Source organism: Bradyrhizobium betae (assembly GCF_050632175.1).
Classification (GTDB): Bacteria; Pseudomonadota; Alphaproteobacteria; order Rhizobiales; family Xanthobacteraceae; genus Bradyrhizobium; species Bradyrhizobium betae_B.
In genome coordinates this window covers 2,120,445-2,143,968 of the sequence record NZ_CP192576.1, presented here as the reverse complement: position 1 = coordinate 2,143,968, position 23,524 = coordinate 2,120,445, and the positions used below count along the sequence as shown (strand labels likewise).

Sequence of the window (23,524 nt, the reverse complement as noted above, 5' to 3'; positions counted from 1 at the left end):
TGTCTTAACTCTCCAAAATCTGGCTGCTGGCCGGGCAGAATATTTGTTTCTGGTAGCATCGCCCGCCCCATAGCGCGCCTTGCGCAGAATCAGGCTACCATTCGGAATCGCATTCCGTCCATCCAAGTACCTATTCGCCAACCGCGATTGGTCGGCTTGCAGCTTGCTTGGCAATCCCTACCGAATAATCCTACATCTCCCAGATCGCAGCCCTTGCAGGGGCTGCAGTCCCTCGAAGGCGCTGGAATGCACTGCCTCGCATGCCAATCCACGATCACCCCGGGCGAGAATTCGTGCGCCAAGTGCGGTGCGGCCGTGGGCCACCCCGTCGATCCGGCTAGCGAGCGAAGGTTTGTGACGATCCTCCGTGCGGACGTCATCGACTCCACCGGTCTTGTTGCCGAGCTGGAGCCGGAGGATGCCGTATCGCGCCTGGAGCCCGCCCTGGCGGCCATGAGGGGCGCTGTGCGTCAGTTCGGAGGCATCGTCAGCAAGGAGCTCGGCGACGGGGTGGCAGCGGTTTTCGGTGCCCCGATCGCCGACGACAACCATGCGCCGCTCGCGTGCCACGCGGCGATTGAGCTCGTCCGGAGGGTTGCCAGCCTTGGGGATGCCGGACTTCAGGTCCGGGTCGGCCTGCATTCCGGGCACGTCGTCGCCTATATGGTCGCCAACGAATTCTCCAAAGTTTACGAGATCGGGGGCGCCGCACAGCATCTGGCCGCGCGGCTGGAGGCGGCGGCCGAGGCAAACCAGATCTATGTGTCGGAAGCCTGCCAGAAGCTCGCGGACGGACACGTCCGCTTTGACTTTCTGGGACGCAAGGCGTTGCGCGGCTTCGCAGCCCCCTGCCGGTCTACCGACTCATGGGCGCGAGCGATGTTTCTAGCTGGAGAGTGCGACGGGCACGGAGTATTTCTCGTTTTGTCGATCGAACGACCGAGCGTGCACTGTTGAGACGCACAGCGGAAAGTGCCGCGGCGTGCCGGCAGACCGTTCTTTTGCTCGGGGATGCTGGCATTGGAAAGTCACGACTCGCGCACGAATTTGCTCAGGACCTGAAGGCCGCGGGGTGGCGTCTGATCGACGCTGAGTGCAGTCCGAATTTGCAGGGAGCGCCGTTTAGCACGCTAAAACGTGTGCTGCTTTCGATTTTTGAAACGACAGCAGCGGATATGGGTAGCGCGATCGATCCTTGGTCCGATTTGTCAGTAATCGAGCGCTGCGCCATCGAGGCTGTGCTGGACCTGCCAATTTCGCATCCGCACTGGGATGAACTGGAGCCCCCTGCGCGAGGACGTGCGATTTCCGACGCGAGCTGCGCCATTGTCGGGAGTTTGCCGCGTCGGCAACGTACCGTGCTGTTGATCGAAGACCTGCATTGGATCGATCGGGCCAGCGATACGGTGGTGGCTGCCTTGTCGTCACTTCAGGCTACTGATTTTCTTGTACTCCTTACGAGCAGGCCGGACGGCATGCCACTCTGGCTCGGGCGTTGTCAGGCCGAAGTCGTTGGAATGCGTCCACTGGACGATGATTCGAGCCGGGTCATGTTGGGCGACATGCTCGGCTCGTCCGACAATGCGGATCTGAAAGACCGGATCATTTCCCATACAGCCAACGTCCCTCTGTTTATCGAAGAGGTCTGTCGTGGCCTCAAGGACAGCGGCACGCTCCGCGGCCAGTGGGGCGACCTTGCGCTGGTCCGTCCGATCGAAGAGCTTGGAATTCCGACGAGTATCCAAGGAGTTATTGCGGCGCGACTTGACCGCGTGTCGAAACCGGAACGTCAAATTTTGCAGATTGCGGCTGCTCTGGGACGGAGATCTAGCGAGGACATATTGCGGAGTGCTGCGGCACTTCCCGAAAGCGTTTTTCATGCCTCATTGACGGCTCTCGATCGAGTCGAATTGCTCGTCAGGATCGATAGCGAATTGAAGACCGCGCTCGAGTTTCGGCACGAGATGGTCCGCCAAGTGGCCTACGAATCAATGACCGAAAAAGTACGTGAAGGAATACATTCGCGGATTTTGTTGGCGCTAGAGTCCGACGGACGACAATCCCGGGATTCTGATGAGCTCTGCTATCATGCGATCCGTGCAAAGGATTGGGACAGGTCATTTGTCTACGGCCGCGCGGCAGCGCAAAAGTGTCTCGCTCGTTCTGCATTTGCAGACGCCGTCAGCTACTTCGAAACCGCGATGAAGTCGTTGGATATGATTCCGACGGCTCATTCGCGCGAAGTTCGCGCCATAGATGTTCGAATCGAGGCGCGCTCAGCCTTCATGGCGTCTGGACGCGTTGCCGAATGGTTTGAACTTGGAAGGGAAGCCGAGCGGCGGGCCAATATTATAAATGATACCGGAAGAAAGATCGCCGCTATGACTGTCAAAGCGGCCGCTCAGAACTTCCACGGTACGCCGATCGAGGCGGTTGCAACCGGTGAGCAGATTGTCGGCCTTGCGGAGCACGGGGGAGATCTCGGATGGCTTAACGTTGCGCTGTATGGTTTGGGGCAGGCGTATTTTCTCGCGGGACGCTACCGGGAAGCGGAGCAGACGTTTGGGCGAGCCTGCTATCGCCTGGCGGGGCCAAATGCTGACGCCCCCAAAAGCACCTCGCCTAAATACGTGCTCCTGCTCTGCTGCATGATGAAGAGCTTGACTCACACCGTCATGGGCGAGTTCGACGTCGCCGAACAGCTCCAGCGGCAGGCTGAGGCGATCGCGGAGGAGACCGGCCGGCCCTACGACCGCGTCGCCGCCGCCTATAGCGGCGGCTGGCTGCTGGTCGGGCGTAACGAGCCTGCGGCAGCTGCTGCCGTACTCGAAGAGGGCTACAGGCTCGCGCAGAAGCACGGCATCCGGCTGTTCGTGCCGGTGCTCGCCTGTCACCTCGGCATCGCCTATCTGGAGCAGGGGCTGTTCGACCGGGCGCGCGGCATGCTGACTGAAGCGCGAGAGGAGGCGAAAGCCGTCGGCTACACTTCGGCGGAGCTGCGCAGCTCGATCTACCTTGCGCTCGCCACCCACCGTCTCGGCGACGTCCAGGCCGCGCAGAACATGCTGCGCGAGGCGCGCAACACCGCCCGCCAGCAGGGCTTTGCCGGCCTCGAGGCCGAGGCTCTGTTCGGCGAGGCCGTCGTGACGCCGGCCTCCGGCACGGCGAACCAGGCAGCCATCCTCGCGGCCTTGCGCGCCGCCATCGCGATCGCAGCCGAGAGCGGCGCAAGGCCGCTCCAGCACAAGGCCGAGGCGATGCTGAACGAGGCGCTCGCCCGGGGCGACGAGTTCACCTGACCTTTGCGCCCGGGCGTGCGATCGTACCGCTGCGGCCAGGCCCTGCCCGACGGGTCAATTGGATTCCGCAGGTGAAGCAACGGCTTGGCTACTGTGCATGGGGTTGTTTTCGACGTCTTTGACGAGAGCCCCCTGCGGTCATGATGACCAAGCCCCTTGCAAGGGCGCCAAGGTCGGCTACCGTTGCCGATGGCCGCGGGGCCAGGCGACTTTTGATTTAACTGCATCCTATTTTGCCGGCGCCGCACAGGCGCGACGCCCAGCGGAAGAGGCGGGGCCATGATCACACGGGACCAGTCAGCTCTGTTGGCGCCGGTCGAGCGCGATCTGCGGCTCGATCTCTTCCGCGGCATCGGCCTGTGGATGATCTTCCTCGACCACATCCCGCACGACGTCGTCGCCTGGCTGACGCTGCGCAATTACGGCTTCAGCGACGCCGCCGAGTTCTTCGTCTTCATCTCCGGCTATCTCGTCGGCTGGATCTACGGGCCGATCGTCGCCGGCGGCTGGTTCATCGCGGCGCTCAAGCGGCTGTGGCGGCGCGCGGCCGAGCTGTACGTCGCCCACATCATGCTGTTCCTGCTGTTCACCGCGCAGATCGCCCGCACGGTCAGGAGGTTCGACAACCCGATGTATGCGGACGAGTTCAACGTTCACCATTTTCTCGACCGTCCGGACATCCTGATCGGGCAGGCGCTCTCGCTGCGCTACAAGCCGGTCAATCTCGACGTGCTGCCGCTCTACATCACGCTGGTCGCCGCCGCGCCGTTCATCGTGTGGGGCATGGTGCGCCGGCCGAACCTGACGCTCGCCGCGTCAGTCGTGCTCTATGTGCTGTCGCGCTGGTTCAACTGGAACATCGCCTCCTATCCGCCCGGCACGACCTGGTACTTCAACCCGTTCTGCTGGCAGCTGATGTTCGTGTTCGCAGCCTGGTGCGGCATCGGCCAGATCGACAAGGTCGCCAGGTGGGTGTGGTCAAAGGCGGCGCTGGGGCTGGCCGCGGCGTGGCTGGTGTTCGCACTCCTGATCGTGATGACCTGGCACGTCCCCGCGCTCGAGGCGATGATCCCGAAATGGATGATCAAGGCGATCTATCCGATCGACAAGACCGATCTCGACATGCTGCGCTTCACGCACTTTCTGGCGCTGGCGATCTGGGTGACCCATTTCGTTCCGCGCCACTGGAGGGCGCTGCATTCGAAATGGTTGCGGCCGGTCATCCTCTGCGGCCAGCATTCCCTGCCGATCTTCTGTCTCGGCGTGTTCCTGTCATTCTCCGCGCACTGGATCCTGACGCAATACACACGGGGCGTCTGGGAGCAGCTCGCCGTGTCCTTCGCCGGCATCCTGATTCAGATCGGCGCCGCGTGGTTGCTCGACCGCGCCCGCCAGGTGCCGGAGCTCTTCGTGAAGGTGACGGAGGAGGAGGAGCCTGACGAAGTCACGCCGGACAGCGCGGCGGCGACGGCCGCCATGGCGCCTGCTGGCCGTTGATGAGACGCGCCGCCCGCCTTCTCGTGGAGAGTTTCATGTCCAGACGTTTGTTGATGATCGCCGGCCTGCTTCTGCTCCTCGCCGGCGGCGCGTCCGCCGAGCCGCCGTCGCCGGAGGCGATGACCGCGGCGCGCAAGCTCGTGGTCACGCTGAGGATCGCCGACCAGTATCGCACGGCGCTTCCGCAGCTCCTGCTCAAGCTGCGGCCCGTGGTCGCGCAGGACCGACCGGAGATCGAGCGAGACTATGACGCGATGACAGCGCCCGGCGCCGAGATTTACGCCCCCTACGTCGCCGCGATGACCGACCAGATCGCTGCCGTCTACGCTGCGACCTTCACGCCGGAAGAGCTGCGCCAGATCGAGGCGTTCTATGCCCTGCCTGCCGGGCAGAAATATCTGGAGAAGGCGGATGCGCTGGCGGTGGCCAGCGCGCAGATCGGTCAGGATGTCAGCCAGAAGGCGGGCGATGAACTGAAGCAGCGCCTCATCGAGGCGCTACGCCAGAAGGGGCGCAAGCCCTAGGCGAGAAACGCGCGGAACCGGCGCAGCGCGATCAGGAAGAAGACGACGCCGATCAGCGTGAGCGCGACCAGCTGCGGCCATACGGCCTCGAGCCCCGCGCCGCGAAACAGGATGGCTTGTGCCAGCATCACGAAATGCGTGTTGGGCGCCGCCAGCATGATGTCCTGGACGAATTGCGGCATGCTCTCCCGCGGCGTCATGCTGCCGGACAGGGTCTGCAGCGGCAGCAGGATCATGATCAGCAGCAGCCCGAATTGCGGCATCGATCCGGCGACGGTGGCGAGGAAGATGCCCATGCTGGTGGTGGCAAAGAGCTGCAGCGCCGCGCCGACGAGGAACAGCGCCACCGAGCCGTCGATCGTGACCGCCAGCCATCCCTTGACCACGAAGGCGATCGACAGGGCGGAGGCGACCAGCACCACGGCCCCCATCGACCAGACCTTGCTCACCATGATCTCCAGCGGCGTGACCGGCATCACCAGCAGGTGCTCGATCGTGCCGTGCTCGCGCTCCCTGATCAGCGCCGCGCCGGTCAGGATGATCGAGAGCATGGTGATCGAGCTGATCACGTGGTCGATGGCGCCGAACCACGACTTCTTCAGTTCCGGGTTGAACCGCGCGCGCAGCGCCAGCTCGATCGGCACGGCCTGCGCGGCGCGGGTATGGGCCAGGAACTCGGAAATCTCCGCGCTGACGATCTGTTCGACATAGCCGCCGCCGTTGAAGGCTTGCGAGATCCGCGTCGCATCGATGTTGAGCTGGATCGTCGGCGATTTCCGTGCCAGCAGGTCGCGCTGGAAGTCCGGTGGAATGTCCAGAGCGAAGGTGTCGAGACCCGCATCCATCCTGCGGTCCATCTCATATTGCGAGATCAGGCGCGGCTCGGAGAAATAGGGCGCGGTGAACGCCACCCCGATCCGGCTCGAGACCGGCGAATGATCCTCGTCGACGATGGCGATCGCGGCGCGGTTCAGCGTCTCAGGCTGCGCCTTGGCGCCGCTGTAGACCGCCAGCGTGAAGGAATAGACGATGAGCACGAGCAGCATCGGGTCGCGCGCTACGCCGCGCAACTCCTTGATGCCGAGCTGGAGCACGTTGTCGATGCGCATGGTCAGCGGGCCTGTTTCTTCAGCAGCATTGCGCCGGCTGCCACCAGCACCGGGATCATGATGGCGAGCGCCAGGAGATCGTTGTGGAGGGTCTCGAAACCGAGGCCCTTGGAGAAGGTGCCGCGCGAGATCGTGACGAAATAGGTGGTGGGATAGACCCGTCCGATCAGGGCGCCCAGTCCCTGCAGTGACGGGACCGGATCTATCAGTCCGGAATACTGGATCGCGGGGATCAGCGTGATCAGCACCGTGCCGAACAGTGCCGCGATCTGGCTGTTCATGAACGCCGAGATCACCAGCCCCATGCCGGTCGTGGCCGTGACATAAAGCAGGGCAGCGAGCGCGTAGGTCGGAAAGCTGCCGGTGAAGGGCACGCCGAAGACGGCGAGCGCGAACGCGACGAGGAGGAGGAAGTTACCGAATGCAAGTACGACATAGGGAAGTTGCGTGCCGAGCAGGAATTCCAGCCGCGTCACCGGCGTCACGTAAAAATTGACGATCGAGCCGAGCTCCTTCTCGCGCACCACTGCGAGCGCCGCGAGCACAGCCGGAATCATGATCAGCAGCAGCGGGATGATTCCGGGCGCCATGGCGACGACGCTCCTGATGTCCGGATTGTAGCGGTAGCGCATCTGGAGCTGGTAAGAGCCGGCGATCGCCGCTTCGCCATAGAGCTCGCGGCCCTTCTGCGCGAGCCAGGTGGCGTGAATCGCCTGGGCATATGAGCGCAACGTCTCGGCACGCGTCGGGTTGGCGCCGTCGACCCAGGCGCCGATTTCGACATGCCGGCCTCGGCTGACGTCGCGGCCGAAGCCGGGTGGCAGTTCCATGGCGAGCCCGATCTCGCCGGCCCGCATGCGGCGGTCGAGATCGGCATAATCCGTGATCGGGGGCTTTTCGGTGAAGTAGCGCGACCCCGAGATCTGGAGGCTGTAGTCGCGGCTGATCGCGCTGTCGTCGCGGTCGAGCACGGCGAAGGTCAGGTTTTCGACGTCCATGCTGATGCCGTAGCCGAGCACGAACAGCAGCAGCACACTGCCGAGGATCGCGAGCGTGGCGCGGATCGGATCGCGGCGCAGCTCCAGCGTCTCGCGCCGGGAATAGGCGAACATGCGGATCGGATTGAACGTCATGCTGCGCCTGCGCGGAGGCGCGGCCGTCGCAGCCGGCTCGGACGATGCGGCGGCCGGCTGGCTGGTTTGATCCGCCGCGTCCGCGACCGCCTGTTCCAGGCAGGCGATGAAGGCCTGCTCCAGCGTCGCGGCGCCGTGTGCGGCCACGATCGCGGCAGGCGTGTCCGACGTCAGCAGCTTGCCGGCATGCATCAGCGAAATGCGATCGCAGCGCTCGGCCTCGTTCATGAAATGGGTCGAGACGAAGATGGTGACGTTGTCCTTGCGCGCGAGCTCGGCCAGAATCTGCCAGAAGCGGTCGCGGGCGACCGGGTCGACGCCGGAGGTCGGCTCGTCGAGGATGAGGATGTCGGGCGCATGGATCATGGCGACGGCCAGCGAAAGCCGCTGCCGCAGGCCGAGCGGCAGCGCATCGGGCAGGGCAGCGGCCACGTCGGCAAGATCGAACCTCGTGATCATCTCGTCGATACGCGCGGGGATGGTCTCCGCCGGCAATTCGAACAGCCTTGCATGCAGATCGAGATTCTGGACGACCGTGAGTTCCGAATAGAGCGAGAAGCCCTGCGACATGTAACCGATGCGGCGGCGCACCGACATGTCGCCGGCATCGATCGTCTTGCCGAACAGCCGAGCGCTGCCCTCGCTTGCGGGCAACAGGCCGGTGAGCATCTTCATGGTGGTAGTCTTGCCGCATCCGTTCGAGCCGAGAAAGCCGAAGATCTCGCCCTTGCCGATGCGGAAGCTCACATCGTCGACGGCGACGAAGCCATTGAACCGCCGGGTCAGGTGGTCGGCTTCGATCGCGATCTCGTCCTGGTCGCCGCTGCGCGGCGGGATGACGATTCCGGTATGGTTGCCGCGATCCTCCTCCGGCAAGAGACGGATGAAGGCATCATCGAGCGTGTCGGTGCCGGTCTGGCTCTTGAGTGAGGTCGGCGTTCCGGTCGCCAGCACGCGTCCCGCGTTCATCGCGATCAGGAAGTCGAACTGCGCGGCCTCTTCCATATAGGCGGTCGAGACGATCACGCTCATGCCGGGCCGGCCGCCTCGGATCGAGGCGATCAACTCCCAGAACTGGCGCCGCGACAATGGATCGACGCCGGTCGTCGGCTCGTCCAGAATCAGCAGCTCGGGATCGTGGATCAAGGCGCAGCACAGGCCCAGCTTCTGCTTCATGCCGCCGGAGAGCTTGGCCGCCGGGCGGTCGGCGAAGGGGTTAGGCCCGTGTCGCGCAACAGGCCTGCGATCCGCCGCGTTCGTTCCGCCTTCCCGTGTCCAAACAGGCGGCCGAAGAAGTCGATGTTCTCGAACACCGACAGCGTCGGATAAAGGTTCTTGCCGAGCCCCTGCGGCATAAAGGCGATGTCGGGACAGACCGTGCGGCGATGGCGCGAGCTCGCCATGTCGCCGCCGAGTACGTGGACCTGTCCTTCCTGAATTTCGCGCGCGCCGGCGATCAGCGCGAGCAGGCTGGATTTGCCGACGCCGTCGGGGCCGATCAATCCGACCATGCAGCCGGACGGCAAGTCGAGGGTAATGGCGTCGAGCGCCCGGGTCTTGCCGTAGCTCAGGCTCACGCCTTCCAGATGCACCACGCTGCCGGGCCCGGCCGGGGCGTCGGTTGCGGCCGTCGTGCTCATCGGGTCAGCTTGATCTTGAGATTGTCGGGCCATGGCGTGGCCGCATCGAGCTGCACATAGGCCATGCCGGGCAGGCCGGTCTTCACGTGCTCGACGTGCTGGCGCAGCAGTTCGGGCGCGATATGGGCCTTGATGCGGAACATCAGCTTCTGGCGCTCCTCCTCGGTCTCGACGGTCTTGGGCGTGAATTGCGCGACATCGGCGACGAAGGTGGCCCTGGCCGGGATCACGTATTGCGGAATGGCGTCGAGCACGAGGCGGACCTCGGATCCGATCGCGACGCGGCCGGCAGCCGCCGTCGGCAGGAAGAACGTCATGTAGACGTCGCCGAGATCGACCATGTTGAGGACGCGCCCGCCGGCCGCGAGCACCTCGCCCGGCTGTGATACCCGATATTGCACACGGCCCTCGCGCGGCGCCTTCAGCACGCTGTCATTGAGGTCGGCGTTGATGCTTTCGATCGCGGCCTTGGCCGCGTCAACCGATGCGCCGGCATCGATCACCATCGCACGGGCGGAGCTGATCGCGGCCTCGGATGCGGCGACCTGGGCCTGGGCCGCGGCAAGGGCCGCCTTCGCCGTGGCGTTGGCCGAGCGGTCGTCGTCCAGCACCTGCTGTGACACTGCGTTCGTCCTGATCAACTGCTCGGAGCGATCCAGCTTGCGGCTCGCGCTGTCGAGCTGCGCGATGCGCTGGTCGACCACGGCCTCGGCGGCCCTGCGCTCGGCCTCGCGCTGGTTCACCAGGCTCTTTGCGGTCTCGACATTGATTGAAGCGCGCTGGAGTTGCGCTTCGGCCTGGCGGCGTTGCGCCTGCAATTGATCGGTGTCCATCCGCGCCAGAACCTGGCCGGCTTTCACGAAATCGCCTTCGTTGACCAAGATCTCGCGAATCCGGCCCGGCGTCTTGGTGGCGATGTCGATCTCGACCGCTTCAATGCGGCCGTTGCCGCGGGCAAAGCCTGCCGGCAACGGGTTGGAATCGCGGTGCAGCCAGTAGTAATAGCCGCCGCCCGCGACGAGGATGGCGATCGCCGCGGCGATGCGACCCGGTGTGAAGTTCATCTGTTCATAACGCCGCCAGCGGCGCCCACATGTTGCGACACGAACGCCCGGCCGCTCATCGTGCGGAAGGGCCGGCGCAACATGGCAGCGATTTTTGCAGCCCAACTTGATGCAGATCAGACCGCGCGAACGGTCCCTCTGCTCAAGGTTCCGGCAGTCTGCCGGCCTGGAAAGCTCGGGAGGCGCCTAGTGGATAGCCGCGTACATGATCCTCTCCTCCGTCGCGTCGAGCGCGGAGAACTCCTCCACCACCTTGCCCTGCCGCGAGACCAGGATGCGGTCGGAGAGAGCCATGATCTCTGGCAGGTAGGATGAGATGACCACGACCGCCTTGCCCTCGTCGGCGAGCTGATTGATCAACTCGTGGATCTCGACGATAGCGCCGACGTCGACGCCGCGCGTCGGCTCGTCGAAGATGATCAGGTCCGGCTCCTGCACCAGCGATTTGGCGATCACGACCTTTTGCTGATTGCCGCCCGAGAGCTCGACCACCTTGCCGTGGTCGCCGATGGCGCGAACCCTGAGCTTCTGGATCCAGGTCTTGCCCACCGCATCGGTCTCCCGCCGCGACAGGATCATGCGGCCCTTGGGAAATTTCGACAGCAGGCCGAGATAAATGTTGCGCGCAATCGAGGACGTTTCGAAGAAGCCTTCGACTTTTCGATCCTCGGTGACATAAGCGATGCCGGCCTTGACCGCCGGCGCCGGCACCCGGTAACGCACCGGCTTGTCGTGCAGCAGGATCTCGCCGCCGTGGAAGAAGTCGCGCTTGAGCACGCCGGAGACGATTTTGAACGTCTCGGTGCGGCCCGCGCCGACGAGGCCGAACACGCCGGTGATCTGGCCTGCGAACACTGACAGCGAATTGTTCTTCACCATCGGCGCCATCTTCAGGTTCTGCACCGTGAGCACGCGCGCGCCGGCCGGCCGCACGGTGCTCTTTCGGGCGCCGTAGAGCGTGTTGGAGAGGTCGCGGCCGACCATGGCCTGAATGATGGCGGCGCGATCGAATTTGGCGGCGTCGTCGGTCACGACATGCTTGCCGTCGCGCAGGACAGTGATGCGGTCGGCGAGCAGCAGGGCCTCTTCCAGGGCGTGCGAGATGAAGACGATCGAGACACCGCGCTTCTTGAGATCGCGGACGAGGTCGAAGAAGTACTTCTTCTCCTCCGGCGTCAGCGATGCGGTCGGCTCGTCGAAGATGATGACCTTGGCGCGGTGCAGGACCGCGCGCGCGATTTCCACCATCTGCTTCTTGGCCGCCCCGAGACCGCCGACGGTCGCGGTCGGCGTGACGTCGAAATTGAGCGATTGCAGGAACTGCTGTGCGGCGATGTAGATGCCGCGCAGACGGTTGTAGAACTTCTCCTGCCCGAGAAACAGGTTCTGCGCGACCGTCATGGTCGGCACCAGGCTGTTCTCCTGGAACACCATGGCGATGCCGAGATTGCGCGCTTCCAGTGGGGTCCTTGGCGCGACGTCGGCGCCGTCGACCGTCATGGTGCCCGAGGTCAGCGTCACCACGCCTGCCATCACCTTGGTCAGAGTCGATTTGCCGGCGCCATTCTCACCGACCAGCGCGTGGATCTCGCCGCGGCGCAGCTCGAAGTCGACCCCGTCGATGGCGGGGACGCCGGCGTAGAGTTTGGTCGCCTTGCGCAGCGAAAGTGCGATGTCGCTCATGAGCCAAACTCCTCGGCAAGCCCGGCGAGCGGCAGTCGCAGCACGCGGCCCGGTCCCTTCGCGATCAGGATGAGATCGCCGCCCATTTCGACGGCCGCGACGACGCCGTGATTGACGCCATCGACCCGGCTATGCAGCGAATAGAGCGGCTGTCCTTCGGCATCGAGGCGGATGACGAGGCCGTAGGAGCGGGGCGGCGCCCACGGCTTGATGACGCCCATCGTCTTGATGTGCGCGCCCTGCATCGGCTCCTTGAAGGAGATGCCGGAGCGCAGGCGCGGCGCGACCCAGTACGCCGGATCGATCTCGGCCATCATGCGGCGCCGATAGGCCGGCTCGCGCAACACGAACTCGACGAGCTGGGTGCGCGCAGTGAAAGCCGTGAGCCAGTAACCGCCGCCCGAGGCCTTCGCGAGACGCGACGGATAGACGGGCAGGTGAGCGAGCACGGTCCGCGGCGGTGCGTCCGGCGCCACGAGCACGAGGCGATGACGCCAGCTCTCGCTGACCAGCACGCCGTTGCCATGCGCGCACGCGCCGAAGGCATAGCCGAGCCCTTGCGCCAGCGGTGTCACGGTCTTGGCTCCCGGGTCCAGCTTGAACACGCGGCCGGTGCGATTGAGCTCCATCAGGTCGCGCGCCCAGTCGTCGACGCCACACGTTACTGAGCCATCGGCTGCGATGAGCGTGTTGTCATTCGCCAAGGCCAGCGCGTTAACTGCGTTGAAGGCGGCATCGGCAAACGTCACGGTGGGCTGCTCGGCCGAGGGGCTGGAATAGAGCCGAACCTCGCGTCCCCCGAGCGCGACCGCAAGTCCCCCGCCAGGCAGGGCACACAGCGCCGAGATCGGCCGCTCGAAGCTGCGAACCTCCGAAGCCGCGCCGCCGCCCAGCCGCATCAGCCGCGCGCCGTCCGCGATGAAAATATTGCTTCCATCGGTGGCGAGATCTTCCGGTGCCTCGCATGCCAACAATGTCTCGGCGGATTCCAGCTTCTGGTTCGGCTTCAGCGCGCCGTCGAAGGACGGCACGGTGATGGTGGCGTCGCCGCGCCCGAGAACACGGTTGGCGAACTCCCTGACGGCTGCGATCACGACTGCTTCCCCCACCGCTTGTCATACTGGACGAAGTCCGGATCGGCGTTGTCGAGTTTGTAACGGCCGATCCGGTTGTTGAGGATGCCGCCGAGATAGAGATAGCCGCGATGCTCGCGCATCGAGGTGATCATCGGATGGTTTTCGCCATGCAGGTCCCAGAACGATTCGACGATCTTGCCCTGCTCGTTGAACTTGACCACGCAGCCCGTGTTGATGTTGGGGAACAGCCATTCATCGACCGGCACGCGTTTGGCCATGCGGCGCCGGAAGCCCGGCATCTTCCAGGCGAGGTCGAGCGAGGGGCTGCGCATGCCGACCAGCGCGAGCCAGTAATTGCCGTCGGAGGCGAGGTTGATGTTGTCGGGGTAGCCCGGCAGATTGTCCATCACGACCTCGACGTTGCCCTTCTTCGGTCCCGCAAACCAATAGCGCTTGATCGAGCAGCCGAAGGTCTCGGCGAACAGGATCGACTGGCCGTCGGAGGCCACGCAGATACCGTTGGGGAATTTGAGGCCGCGCAGCTCGGTGCGCGTTGTGCCGGTCCTGGTGTCGTAGGAGATGATGCGGCCGTTGCCGCGTGCCTCGAGGCCATCGATCGGCCACTCGTCCATCTCGTAACGCACCGTGGCTTCCGAGAAGAAGATCAGGCCGTCGTCGGTGATGTCGAGGTCGTCGGCAAGCCGTAGCCGGCTGTCGTCGTTCACCGAGCGCATGCTGCGGTTGGTCTCGTCGGTCGCCTTCTCCACCGTGCCGTCGGGCTTGATACGGTAAAGTCCCATGCCGCCGATGCAGACGTAGAGATTGTCCTCACGGTCAAAGGCCATGCCGAGCGGCTGGCCGCCGATATGGGCGAACACCTCCATCTTCTGATAGTCGGGCGCCAGGAAGCGCATGATGTCGCCATGGCGCGAGCCGGCATAGAGATTGTCGTGACGATCGAGGATGACGTCCTCCGGCGCCTCGATGCGGCCGAGGCCGATCGATTCGACGTTGCGCAGCTTGTCGTTCTGCTCGAACGGGCCGCCTTGTCCGATCTCGGTCGGTGGTGGCGGCGGCAGCGAATGATAGGTCGGCGCGACATAGACCTTGCTGATGATGCGGGTCCGATTCTTCTGCCAGCGGATGTCGACCATCGCGGCGACCAGCAAAATGCCGGCAAGCGCCATCCGGTTGACGCCGCCGCGTGCGTTCATGGTGGTCAGGCCGTTGGTGACCAGCAGCACGATCAGCACGCCGACGGCTGATTTGGCGACCGAGCCCTTGCCGCCACCGAGCGTGATGCCGCCCAGCACCGTCGCGGTCAGCACGATCACCTCGAGGCCGACGCCGATATCGCCGCCGACGGTGCCGAGCCGGGATGCGAAGAACAGCGCGCCGATGCTGGTCAGTACGCCGCTTGCGACGTAGCAGAGCGCGATGGTGCGGCGGACGGGAATGCCGGAATTGTACGCCGAGCGGCGCGAGCCGCCGATCGCCGTGATGTGCCAGCCGGGCCGGAGCCGGGTCAGGAAGATGTGGCCGAAGATGGCGATGACGATATAGACGAGCGCGACAGTGGGGATGCCGAACACGCTGCCGCCGCCGATGAAATCCCACGAGGGGATGTCGGGGAAGGCCGACGCGATCGCGTTGGAATAGCGCTGGATCAGCAGATCGTAGGCCGAACGGTAGATGATCAGGGTGATCAGCGTGGTGATGAAAGCGCGCAGCCGCAGATACCCGATCAGCACGCCGTTGACGGCGCCGAGCAGGGCGCCGCAGAGCAGCGTGGCGGCGATCACCGCCGGCACCGGCCAGCCCAGAACGTCAAGGCAGTAGAGCGCGCAAAAATCGGTCAGGGCGAAGATCGAGCCGACGGAGAGATCGATGCCGCCGACGATGACGACCAGCGCCAGCCCGAGCGCGATGAAACCGATCTCTCCGGCCTGCCGTGCGGTGTCAGCGAAGCTCGCAGGCGACAGGAAGTTGTCGATGGATCGGCTGAGCGCGAGGCCAACGATCAGGAGAAGGATCACCGGAATCGCCGTCTCCGTCCATCGCTTGGACAGGATTTCGCCGAGGAGATGATCGGGCCAGTAGCGGTAACGCAGGCTTGTCAGGGTATCGCGCATCGGCATTCCAGGACCTTGCAAGTTTCGGGACCGCGTCCCGGACGTGAGATCGTCCGGGACGCCTTGGTCTTGCGTCGCGACGACTATTTCTTGAGGTCGCTGAGATTCCAGCAGGTCATCTGGTTATCTGCGTTCTCCTTGGTGATCGGAATCAGCGTGGTGTATTCCGAACCCTTGACCGAGCCGGGCTTGACGCCCGACGACAGCAGCCACTTGATGGTGCCGGCCATCTGCGCCGCCTGGGTCGGAACGTCGTAGCTCATGTTGAGATCGAACGCGCCGGACTTGACCAGCTCGCAGGCGCCCTTGCGCTCGCCGCCGCCCGAGGTCGCCACGAACACCTTGCCGGTGAGACCGGCTTCCTTGACCGCGGCGGCGGTGCCGATGTCCATGCCGTCCCAGAAGCCGACGATGCCGCAGAGATCCGGATTCTGCTTCAATACTGTCTGCGTGATGGCCTTGGCCTTGGCGGCGTCCCAATCGGCGGCCTGGCTGGACACCACCTTGATTTCGGGGTGCTTGGCGAGCACGTTCTCGACGCCCTTCAGCGTGTAGGCGCTCGCGGCGGCCGACAGGGCGCCCTGGATGATCGCGATCTTGTTCGACTTGCCTTGACAGGCCTTGACCACGCCCTCGGTCTGGCGTTCGCCGATCTCGACCCAGTTGGCGCCGACGAAGGCGGAGCTGCGATAGGCCGATCCCATGTTGATCTGGATGACGTAGATGCCCTCGTTTTCGGCGCGCTGCAGCAGTTTGGCGTAAGTCTGCACGTCCGGATTATGGACGACGATGACCGCCGGCTTCTCGGAGATCAGCGACGTCACGGCCTGAGCGCCGGCATTGGTGTTCCAGTTGGCGTCGCGGATCACGAACTTGACGCCGAACGGCTCGAGCTCCTTCTTCAGGCCGGCATACCAGCCCTCGGTGAGGTCGAAGTTCATGGCGACCGGGACGTAGGCCACGGTCTTGCCAGCCAGCGCCTCCTTGAACGGCTTCTGGAACGGCTCGTCCAGGCCCTGCTGGGCGAGTGCTGGCGCGGTCATGGCCGCAAGGCCCAGTGTGGCGACGATGACCTTTGTCGGGCTGCCGAGATACTTCATTGTTTCCTCCTTGGTTGTAATTATCGTTATGGTCGGTGGCTCAGATGTCGCCCTGTTGTGCCGTTTCTTCGTTGCGCGGATTCAGGAAGGAGTCCGTGATGACGGCGAGCAGCAGGACGACACCCTTGATGAGATTCTGTCCGGCGTAGGAGATGTCCATGATGGTCATGCCGTTGAGCATCGTGCCGATCACCAGCGTGCCGATGACGACGTTCAGCACGCCGCCGCGTCCGCCCGACAGGCCGATGCCGCCGAGCACGACGACCAGGATGACGTCGTAGATCAGCGTCGAGTTGAAGATGCGGGTCGGCATCGAATTGACCGATGCCGCCATCACAAGGCCGGCGAAGCAGCCGATCAGGGCGGTGATCACATATTGCAGGACGACGATCGGGCGGGAGGGAATGCCGGTTACGCGAGCGGCGTAAGGATTATCGCCGATCGCGTAGATATAGGCGCCCCAGCGCGTCTTCCGCAGCAGGAAGGCGACCACGACGCAGGCGATCGCGAACATCCAGATCGACGTTGGAATGCCGAGAATGGTGCCCTGTCCGAGCCGCTCGAAGCCGTCCATGCCCGGGCTCCACTGCACGACGTCGAGCTGGAACAGCGCGGCCTGCCCGAGACCTGCCAGCAGAAGGCCCGTCGCCAGCGTCGCGAACAGCGAAGGGACTTCGGCGTAGGCGATCAGCCAGCCGTTGACGAGGCCGAAGGCGATCGCGAGCAGCACGGCGGTCAGCAGCGAGGCCGGCAGCGAGTGACCGTTCTGCACCATCTGCAGGACCAGTCCCGGCGGCACCGCGAGCGCCGCGATCAGCGAGATGTCGATGCCTCGCCCGATCACGACGATCGCCATGGCGAGGCCGAGGATGCCGAGCACGGAGACGTTCTGCAGCAGCGTCAGCATGTTTTCCGGCGTGAGAAAGCCGCGCAGGAAAATCGAGAACAGCAGGAACAGCAGCGCAAAGACCGCGAAGACGATTTCCTGCTGATTGAACCGAATACGCTTCATCCCAGTGTTGCCTTTCTTCGACGCCGGCCTCTGCGGGTCCGTTATGACGATCGGGTCTCGATGCGATAGGTCTGTGGAAGCGGCGTCAGGCTCTCGGCGAGTGCTTTCCCCCGATCCTGATCATTGGAGTTCACCGTGACGTGGACCTGCGTATTCAGCCTCGCATCCTTCTCGACGCGAATCTCCGCCGCGGTGTCCGGGCCGAAGATGCGGTCGATCTCGCTCCTGACCTTCTCCTGAACGGCGAGGTCGCGGAGCGTGGGCTTGAAGATCTTGCCGACCGCGGTGACCGGAAGGCTTTCGAGCAGCACGACGCGCTTCGGCTTCGCGGGAGGTTCATTGACGTTGCGCTCGAGATGCTCGCGCAGCCCTGCGAGGTCGATGGTCTGTCCCGGCGACGGCACCACGAAGAGAATCGGCACTTCGCCGGCATAGGCGTCCGGCATGCCGACTGCCGAACTCATCTGCACGCCCGGAAAGGCATTGGCGACGTCCTCGATGGCGGCGGGATCGATGTTGTGACCGCTCCGCACGATCAGGTCCTTTTCGCGTCCCGTCAGCACCAGGCGCTGGTCCGGCGTGAGATAGCCGACGTCACCGGTGACGATCCAGTTGTCGTCGGTCAGCACGCCCTTGTTCTGCCGGGGATCGAGATAGCCGGGAAACACCTGAGGGCCGCTGACAAGGACGAGCCCGCTGGTGAGCGGCGGACATTCCGTCTTCCAATCGGCATCATCAAGAGCGACGATCTTAGTCTTCGCGAACGGCGCCCGGAAGCCGACGCTGCCCTGCACCGGCGCTCCGCGGCCCGGATTGAACGCGATTGCAGCCGCGGTCTCCGTCATGCCGTAGGTCTCGAACAGCGTGATGCCGGTGCGTGCCTGAAACCGCTCGCTGACCGCCTTCGGCGCCACGGCGCCGCCGGTGAGCGCCATGCGGACGGTGCTGATGTCGGAGGATCCGACCGGCACTTCTGCAAGCGCGGCGATCGACGTCGGCACGCCGCTGACGATGGTCGCGCCGAACCGCTCGACAGTGTGCCAGTAATCGCGGATCGCATCGGGGCTTCGGAGGCTGTAGGGCGAGGGTATGATCACGTGTCCGCCGGCCGCGAGGATCGACAGGCCGAGCGTCATGGTGCCGCCAACGTGAAACAGCGGAAAGCCGTTCACGGCGGCATCCAGCTCGTCCAGTCCGTGCACCTGCGCAAAACTCCAGGCGGCGTGGATCTGGTTGCCGTGCGTCAGCCGAACCAGTTTCGGCCGCCCGGTGGTCCCGCCGGTGTGGAAGAGCGCACAGATCGCGGCGCGATCGGTCGAGGGCTCGAAGTCCGGCGTGTCGTGCGCGCGCGCGACCGCCTCGTCGTAGTTCAGAAAACCTCCAGGCAGGAGACCATCCGCGCCGATCACCAAGATCGTCTTGAGCGATGGGACGCGCTGCGCGACATTGGCCGCCTTGGTCCAGATGGCGCGATCGGCCGCTTCGGCCGGGATCACCAGCACGGTCGCGTTCTGCGCCTCGAGCAGGTCGGCGATCGCGTCTTCGTTGAGGAGATAGTTGATCGAGCTGGCGATGCCCGCGACCTGGGTGCCGAGCAAAGCCGGAAACAGCGGCGGCAGGATCGGGCAGAGAAACGCGGCCGTTCCGCCGCTTTTCCCGATCCCGTGCGACCTGAACAGATTGGCGGCGCGAATGATGTCCGCAAGCAATTGCCGATGCGTCAGCGTGACGGCATCAGGCTCGCGCGATCCCCTGGTCAGTACCGTCAGCGCGGGACGGTCGGGATGCAAGCGCGCCGTGGCCTCGAACAGGTTCAGGAGATTGCGGGCAGGGATGAGGGAGTCGTAAGGCCGCTGCTCCAGCGCCTCGATATCGGCGATGGTCTTGACCGGCCGCGTGAACCGCGTTGTGATTTGCGACGACGAGGCGTTGCTCACGGGCATCGCCATTCGGGCGGCACGGCAAGCTGTGCAGCAGTTGACTGGACCTGACGCAAGCGAACGTTTCCCGCCTATTTTTGTGTACTGCTTTTTGTTCTTCATAGGCCACATGCCGGAACGCGGCTTGCTCCGGAGCGCAAAGCTTTTGCTTCTCCGCGCAAACCGGTCTTGCGTGTAGGCGGCGGCGATCTAGAATCTCGGAGCTTGGCCGGCTTGTGCGATGCACAAACGACGTTCATCATGGCCTTGCAATTGATGGGCGGACGATGAACCTGGTATTTTCGACCGACGATCTGGAGCCGGCCAAACGCTACGCTGCGTGGCAAGGCGCGATCTGCGATGTCTACGTCCATGTCGACGTGAATGCCGAGGAGCGCTCCGACTATCACGGCTTCATTCGCGAGGCCCGCTTCGGTGCCGTTACGATGACGGATGTCCTGTTGTCGGAGCAGCGCATCTCGCGCCGCGAGCGGCACATCGCAAAACTCGACAAGGATTGCTATTACGTCGAATTCGTCCAGCAGGGCCGGGTCAACGTGCTGCAGGCGGGTCAGACCCTGCTGTCGAATCCCGGTGTCAGCGCGATCTTTTCGGCCTCCGAGGCCTACGATCTCGAATGCGTCGGCAGGGTGCGATCGCTCTATCTCGAAATCCCGCGCAAGGAATTTTCCACGCGTTTCAGTGACGGGCGCCTGCCTGTCGTCACGACGATGGCGACCGGCCGCGGCCTCGGGCGGATCGCCGCCGAATTCTGCGCGACGCTTGCGGCAGAAGGCGGTTCGCTTGACGAGACCGCACGCGCGCGACTCGGTGGTGAGTTGATGGACGTGCTGGCGCTGGCGCTCGACATGGGCGAGCGGGACGAGTTCTCGGAGGATGCCAGCGCGCAGCAGGCCCGCCTGCGCTCGGTCAAGGCGTGGATCGAAGCGCACCTTGCCGATGCCGATCTGTCGCTGGAGAAGATCGCGAAGAGCAATGGCGTCTCGCTCAGACATCTACATTATCTCTTTCGGCTGACGGATGTCTCGGTGTCCGAATGGATCCTGGATCGCCGGCTGCAGCGCTGCTACGACGTGCTGACCCGACCGGAGTTGCGGTCGCTGTCGATCACTGAAGTTGCCTATCAGCTCGGTTTCAGCAGCTCGTCGTATTTCAGCACGGCGTTCCGCAGGAAGTTCGGCCACAGCCCGTCGGACCTGCGACGGCGCTAGAGGGCGACATCTGCGGACCTGCACCGCGCGCGGCGATGCAGGTCCGTCGTCGTCAGTGTTACTTCACCAGTGGGCAGCCGCCGTCCTTCAGCGGACGGAAGGCCTGGTCGGCGGGCACTTCGGCGAGCAGCTTGTAATAGTCCCATGGACCCTTGGACTCTTCGGGCTTCTTCACCTGGAACAGGAACATGCTGTGCACCATGCGGCCGTCCTCGCGCAGGATGCCGTTGTCGGTGAAGGCATCCTTCACCGGCAGCTCGCGCATCTTCGCCATCACCGTCTTGGTGTCCTTGGTGCCGGCGGCCTGCACCGCCTTGAGGTAGTGCAGCGTCGCGCTGTAGGTGGCGGCCTGGTTCATCGTCGGCATGCGTTTGACGCGCTCCATGAAGCGTTTGCCGAAGGCGCGGGTCTTGTCGTTGAGGTCCCAGTAATAGGCCTCCGTAATGATCAGGCCCTGCGCCAGCTTCAGCCCGACGCTGTGAACGTCGGAGATGAACATCACGATCGCCGCCAGGTTCTGGCCACCGGCGACGATGCCGAACTCGCCGGCCTGCTTGATCGCGTTGATGGTGTCGCCGCCGCCATTGGCGAGCCCGATGATCTTGGCCTTGGAGGCCTGGGCCTGCAGCAGGAAGGACGAGAAATCGGCCGTGTTGAGCGGGTGCTTGACGCTGCCGAGCACCTTGCCGCCGGCCGCTTTCACCACGTCGCCGGTATCACGCTCGATCGAATGGCCGAACACATAGTCCGCGGTGAGGAAGAACCAGGTGTCGCCGCCGTTCTTGACGATGGCGCTGCCGACGGTGTGGGCGTTCGAATAGGTGTCGTAGGTCCAGTGCGCGGTGTAGGGCGAGCAGGATTTTCCGGTGATGTCGGAGCTCGCCGCGTCCGTCACGATCATGATCTTCTCATATTGCTTCGATAGCTCCATCACCGCGAGCGCGGTGGCGGAGGTCGGCAGGTCGATGATCATGTCGACGCCTTCGGTCTCCCACCATTTGCGTGCGATGGTTGAGGCGACGTCGGGCTTGTTGAGCACGTCGGCCGCAATCATGTCGATTGGCTTGCCGAACATCTGCCCGCCGAAATCCTCGATGGCCATCTTGGTGGCCTCGACATTCCCCTGTCCGCCGATGTCGGAATAGACCGAGGAGAAATCGGAGAGCACGCCGATCTTGAGCGGCGTCTGCTGGGCCAGAGCCGGTTCGATGGCGAGCCCGGCCAGCAGCCCGGCCGCAATAGCGGCGCGCGCAATTCGATGCATGGATACTTCCCCCGTTCTTATATTTTGGTGCGCGAGCCTAGAGTTGCTTCTCCAAAGCGTCAATTCTTGCGTAACGGCGCCGCGGCTTCGGATGATTTGACGCGGCAGGTTACGCCGACTACCCTTTGGGCAAACGCGAAATGCGTAAGCGATGTGGTCTGACGAGCGTTGAGTCGGCCGTCACGCAGATTGAAATTCCCGGGGGACGGAAATGCCGAACGATACCGCAGCCACCATCTCGAAAGCGCGCGAGCACTCCATCGGCGATCTCTTGCGCCGCTCGGCAGGTCGCGAGCCGAACAAGCTTGCGGTGAGCTGCGGCAATGTGAGCTGGACCTTTGCCGAGATGGACGCGATCTGCAACCGGCTCGGCCGTGGCCTGCTCGGCCTCGGCGTCAGGAAGGGCGATCGCGTTGCCGTGCTCTCGCGCAATTCGCATGCGTTCGCCGCGCTGCGCTTCGCGTTGGCGCGGATCGGCGCGGTGCTGGTGCCGATCAACTTCATGCTCAATCCGGACGAGATCAATTTCATCCTCAAGAGCTCCGGCGCAAAGCTGCTCGCGACCGGCCCCGATTTCGTCGAGCCGGCGAAGGCCGCAAGCGCCAGGGATTGCGCGGTCGAGAAGATGATCTGGCTGCCGGGCGAAGATCTTGCCACGGCGCCGGCGGGGCTCACCACCTTCGACGGTCTCCTGGATGCCGATAGCTCGTTTCTGGAAGCGTCCGTCGACAGCCGCGATCTCGCGCAGATCGTCTACACCAGCGGCACGGAGTCGCTGCCCAAGGGCGCGATGCTGACCCATGAAGCCGTGATGTGGCAGTATGTCAGCTGCATCATCGACGGCGGCATGAGCGTCGACGACAAGTTCCTGCACGCGCTGCCGCTCTATCATTGCGCGCAGCTCGATGTGTTCCTGGGACCGCAAGTGTATCTCGGCGCCTCCGGCGTCATCACCGGCAAGCCGGCCGCCGACAACATCCTGGCGCTGATCCAGACGCACAGGATCACGTCGTTCTTCGCGCCGCCGACGATCTGGATCGCGATGCTGCGCTCGCCGAACTTCGACAAGAGCGACCTGTCGACGCTGCAGAAGGGCTATTACGGCGCCTCGATCATGCCGGTGGAGGTGTTGCTCGAACTGCAGCGCCGCCTGCCCAACGTCAAATTCTGGAATTTCTACGGCCAGACCGAGATCGCGCCGCTCGCGACCGTGCTGCGGCCCGAGGACCAACTGCGCAAGGCCGGCTCGGCAGGCAAGCCCGTGCTCAATGTCGAGACGCGCGTGGTCAACGCGGCGATGGAGGATGTGAAGGTCGGGGAGATCGGCGAGATCGTGCACCGCTCGCCGCATCTCTTGTCCGGTTACTACAATGACCCGGTGAAGACAGCGGCTGCCTTCACCGGCGGCTGGTTTCACTCCGGCGATCTCGCCACCGTCGACGACGAAGGCCACATCACCGTGGTCGACCGCGTCAAGGACATGATCAAGACCGGCGGCGAGAATGTCGCCAGCCGCGAGGTCGAGGAGATGGTCTATCGCATTCCCGCGGTCTCCGAGGTTGCCGTCGTTGGCCTGCCCGATCCGCGCTGGATCGAGGCGGTCACCGCGATCGTCGTGGTCAAGGCCGGCGAGACGCTCGACGAGGAAGCGGTGGTGAAGCACTGCGCCGGCCAGATGGCGCATTTCAAGGTGCCCAAGCGCGTGATCTTCGTAGATAGCCTGCCGAAGAATCCGAGCGGCAAGCTGCTCAAGCGCGAGCTGCGCCAGCGCTTCGTCGGCGGCGAGACGCTCGACAAGGCGGTCCAGAAGAGCTTTGGCACCTGAGACGGAGCGATCGTC

13 protein-coding genes and 2 pseudogenes are annotated in these 23,524 nt (G+C 64.2%); 5 read left to right on the top strand and 10 right to left on the bottom strand.

Features of this window, described 5'->3' with window-relative positions; all coding sequences use genetic code 11:
• Positions 1-246 precede the first annotated feature (246 nt).
• From ACQ86E_RS10495 to ACQ86E_RS10485, 3 genes and pseudogenes are all read left to right on the top strand, one after another.
• Positions 247-3,299: pseudogene (locus tag ACQ86E_RS10495) on the top strand (ATP-binding protein).
• A 279-nt stretch (positions 3,300-3,578) separates the two neighbouring features.
• Positions 3,579-4,796, top strand: a complete 1,218-nt coding sequence (locus ACQ86E_RS10490; RefSeq protein ID WP_431205320.1) for an OpgC domain-containing protein — start codon at positions 3,579-3,581, stop codon at positions 4,794-4,796.
• Between the two features lie 35 nt (positions 4,797-4,831).
• Entirely contained in the window at positions 4,832-5,320 is a 489-nt protein-coding gene (locus ACQ86E_RS10485) for a DUF2059 domain-containing protein (RefSeq protein ID WP_431205319.1), read from the top strand.
• Here the strand turns inward: ACQ86E_RS10485 and ACQ86E_RS10480 are convergent.
• The 9 genes and pseudogenes from ACQ86E_RS10480 to ACQ86E_RS10440 all read right to left on the bottom strand — a co-directional run bounded on the left by ACQ86E_RS10480 (position 5,317) and on the right by ACQ86E_RS10440 (position 19,212).
• Positions 5,317-6,429: an ABC transporter permease gene (locus ACQ86E_RS10480; RefSeq protein ID WP_431205318.1), complete on the bottom strand. Its 1,113-nt coding sequence runs from the start codon at positions 6,427-6,429 to the stop codon at positions 5,317-5,319. The genes ACQ86E_RS10485 and ACQ86E_RS10480 overlap by 4 nt on opposite strands.
• Positions 6,430-6,431: 2 nt before the next feature.
• Positions 6,432-9,202, bottom strand: a pseudogene (rbbA, locus tag ACQ86E_RS10475) (ribosome-associated ATPase/putative transporter RbbA).
• Positions 9,199-10,266: an HlyD family secretion protein gene (locus ACQ86E_RS10470; RefSeq protein ID WP_431205317.1), complete on the bottom strand. Its 1,068-nt coding sequence runs from the start codon at positions 10,264-10,266 to the stop codon at positions 9,199-9,201. Before ACQ86E_RS10470 ends, rbbA begins: the two are co-directional and overlap by 4 nt.
• A gap of 186 nt (positions 10,267-10,452) precedes the next feature.
• Positions 10,453-11,949, bottom strand: a complete 1,497-nt coding sequence (locus ACQ86E_RS10465; protein ID WP_431205316.1) for a sugar ABC transporter ATP-binding protein — start codon at positions 11,947-11,949, stop codon at positions 10,453-10,455.
• The gene (locus tag ACQ86E_RS10460) at positions 11,946-13,043 is read right to left on the bottom strand and encodes a hypothetical protein (RefSeq protein WP_431205315.1); all 1,098 of its coding nucleotides are present in this window, start codon (positions 13,041-13,043) and stop codon (positions 11,946-11,948) included. Before ACQ86E_RS10460 ends, ACQ86E_RS10465 begins: the two co-directional genes overlap by 4 nt.
• On the bottom strand, positions 13,040-15,163 hold the full coding sequence (locus tag ACQ86E_RS10455) for an ABC transporter permease (RefSeq protein WP_431205314.1): 2,124 nt from the start codon (positions 15,161-15,163) through the stop codon (positions 13,040-13,042). Before ACQ86E_RS10455 ends, ACQ86E_RS10460 begins: the two co-directional genes overlap by 4 nt.
• A gap of 77 nt (positions 15,164-15,240) precedes the next feature.
• Positions 15,241-16,257 (bottom strand): sugar ABC transporter substrate-binding protein, encoded by a 1,017-nt coding sequence (locus ACQ86E_RS10450; RefSeq protein ID WP_431205313.1) that lies wholly within the window; start codon positions 16,255-16,257, stop codon positions 15,241-15,243.
• Between the two features lie 40 nt (positions 16,258-16,297).
• Positions 16,298-17,269, bottom strand: a complete 972-nt coding sequence (locus tag ACQ86E_RS10445; protein ID WP_431205312.1) for an ABC transporter permease — start codon at positions 17,267-17,269, stop codon at positions 16,298-16,300.
• A 41-nt stretch (positions 17,270-17,310) separates the two neighbouring features.
• On the bottom strand, positions 17,311-19,212 hold the full coding sequence (locus ACQ86E_RS10440; protein ID WP_431205311.1) for an AMP-binding protein: 1,902 nt from the start codon (positions 19,210-19,212) through the stop codon (positions 17,311-17,313).
• A gap of 263 nt (positions 19,213-19,475) precedes the next feature.
• On the opposite strand from ACQ86E_RS10440, the gene ACQ86E_RS10435 reads away from it, so the two are divergent.
• Positions 19,476-20,420, top strand: a complete 945-nt coding sequence (locus ACQ86E_RS10435; protein WP_431205310.1) for a helix-turn-helix domain-containing protein — start codon at positions 19,476-19,478, stop codon at positions 20,418-20,420.
• A gap of 58 nt (positions 20,421-20,478) precedes the next feature.
• Here ACQ86E_RS10435 and ACQ86E_RS10430 read toward each other — a convergent pair whose 3' ends face one another.
• Positions 20,479-21,684, bottom strand: coding sequence for an ABC transporter substrate-binding protein (locus ACQ86E_RS10430; protein ID WP_431205309.1), 1,206 nt, complete (start codon positions 21,682-21,684; stop codon positions 20,479-20,481).
• Positions 21,685-21,895: 211 nt separating this feature from the next.
• Between ACQ86E_RS10430 and ACQ86E_RS10425 the strand changes: the two genes are divergently transcribed.
• Entirely contained in the window at positions 21,896-23,509 is a 1,614-nt protein-coding gene (locus ACQ86E_RS10425; RefSeq protein ID WP_431205308.1) for an acyl-CoA synthetase, read from the top strand.
• Positions 23,510-23,524: the final 15 nt, after the last annotated feature.

Bases quoted from the DNA above. Each gene is read 5' to 3' on its own strand.
- ACQ86E_RS10490 (WP_431205320.1), top strand. From the start codon at position 3,579: ATGATCACACGGGACCAGTCAGCTCTGTTGGCGCCGGTCGAGCGCGAT.
- ACQ86E_RS10485 (WP_431205319.1), top strand. From the start codon at position 4,832: ATGTCCAGACGTTTGTTGATGATCGCCGGCCTGCTTCTGCTCCTCGCC.
- ACQ86E_RS10480 (WP_431205318.1), bottom strand. From the start codon at position 6,429: ATGCGCATCGACAACGTGCTCCAGCTCGGCATCAAGGAGTTGCGCGGC.
- ACQ86E_RS10470 (WP_431205317.1), bottom strand. From the start codon at position 10,266: ATGAACTTCACACCGGGTCGCATCGCCGCGGCGATCGCCATCCTCGTC.
- ACQ86E_RS10465 (WP_431205316.1), bottom strand. From the start codon at position 11,949: ATGAGCGACATCGCACTTTCGCTGCGCAAGGCGACCAAACTCTACGCC.
- ACQ86E_RS10455 (WP_431205314.1), bottom strand. From the start codon at position 15,163: ATGCCGATGCGCGATACCCTGACAAGCCTGCGTTACCGCTACTGGCCC.
- ACQ86E_RS10450 (WP_431205313.1), bottom strand. From the start codon at position 16,257: ATGAAGTATCTCGGCAGCCCGACAAAGGTCATCGTCGCCACACTGGGC.
- ACQ86E_RS10445 (WP_431205312.1), bottom strand. From the start codon at position 17,269: ATGAAGCGTATTCGGTTCAATCAGCAGGAAATCGTCTTCGCGGTCTTT.
- ACQ86E_RS10440 (WP_431205311.1), bottom strand. From the start codon at position 19,212: ATGCCCGTGAGCAACGCCTCGTCGTCGCAAATCACAACGCGGTTCACG.
- ACQ86E_RS10435 (WP_431205310.1), top strand. From the start codon at position 19,476: ATGAACCTGGTATTTTCGACCGACGATCTGGAGCCGGCCAAACGCTAC.
- ACQ86E_RS10430 (WP_431205309.1), bottom strand. From the start codon at position 21,684: ATGCATCGAATTGCGCGCGCCGCTATTGCGGCCGGGCTGCTGGCCGGG.
- ACQ86E_RS10425 (WP_431205308.1), top strand. From the start codon at position 21,896: ATGCCGAACGATACCGCAGCCACCATCTCGAAAGCGCGCGAGCACTCC.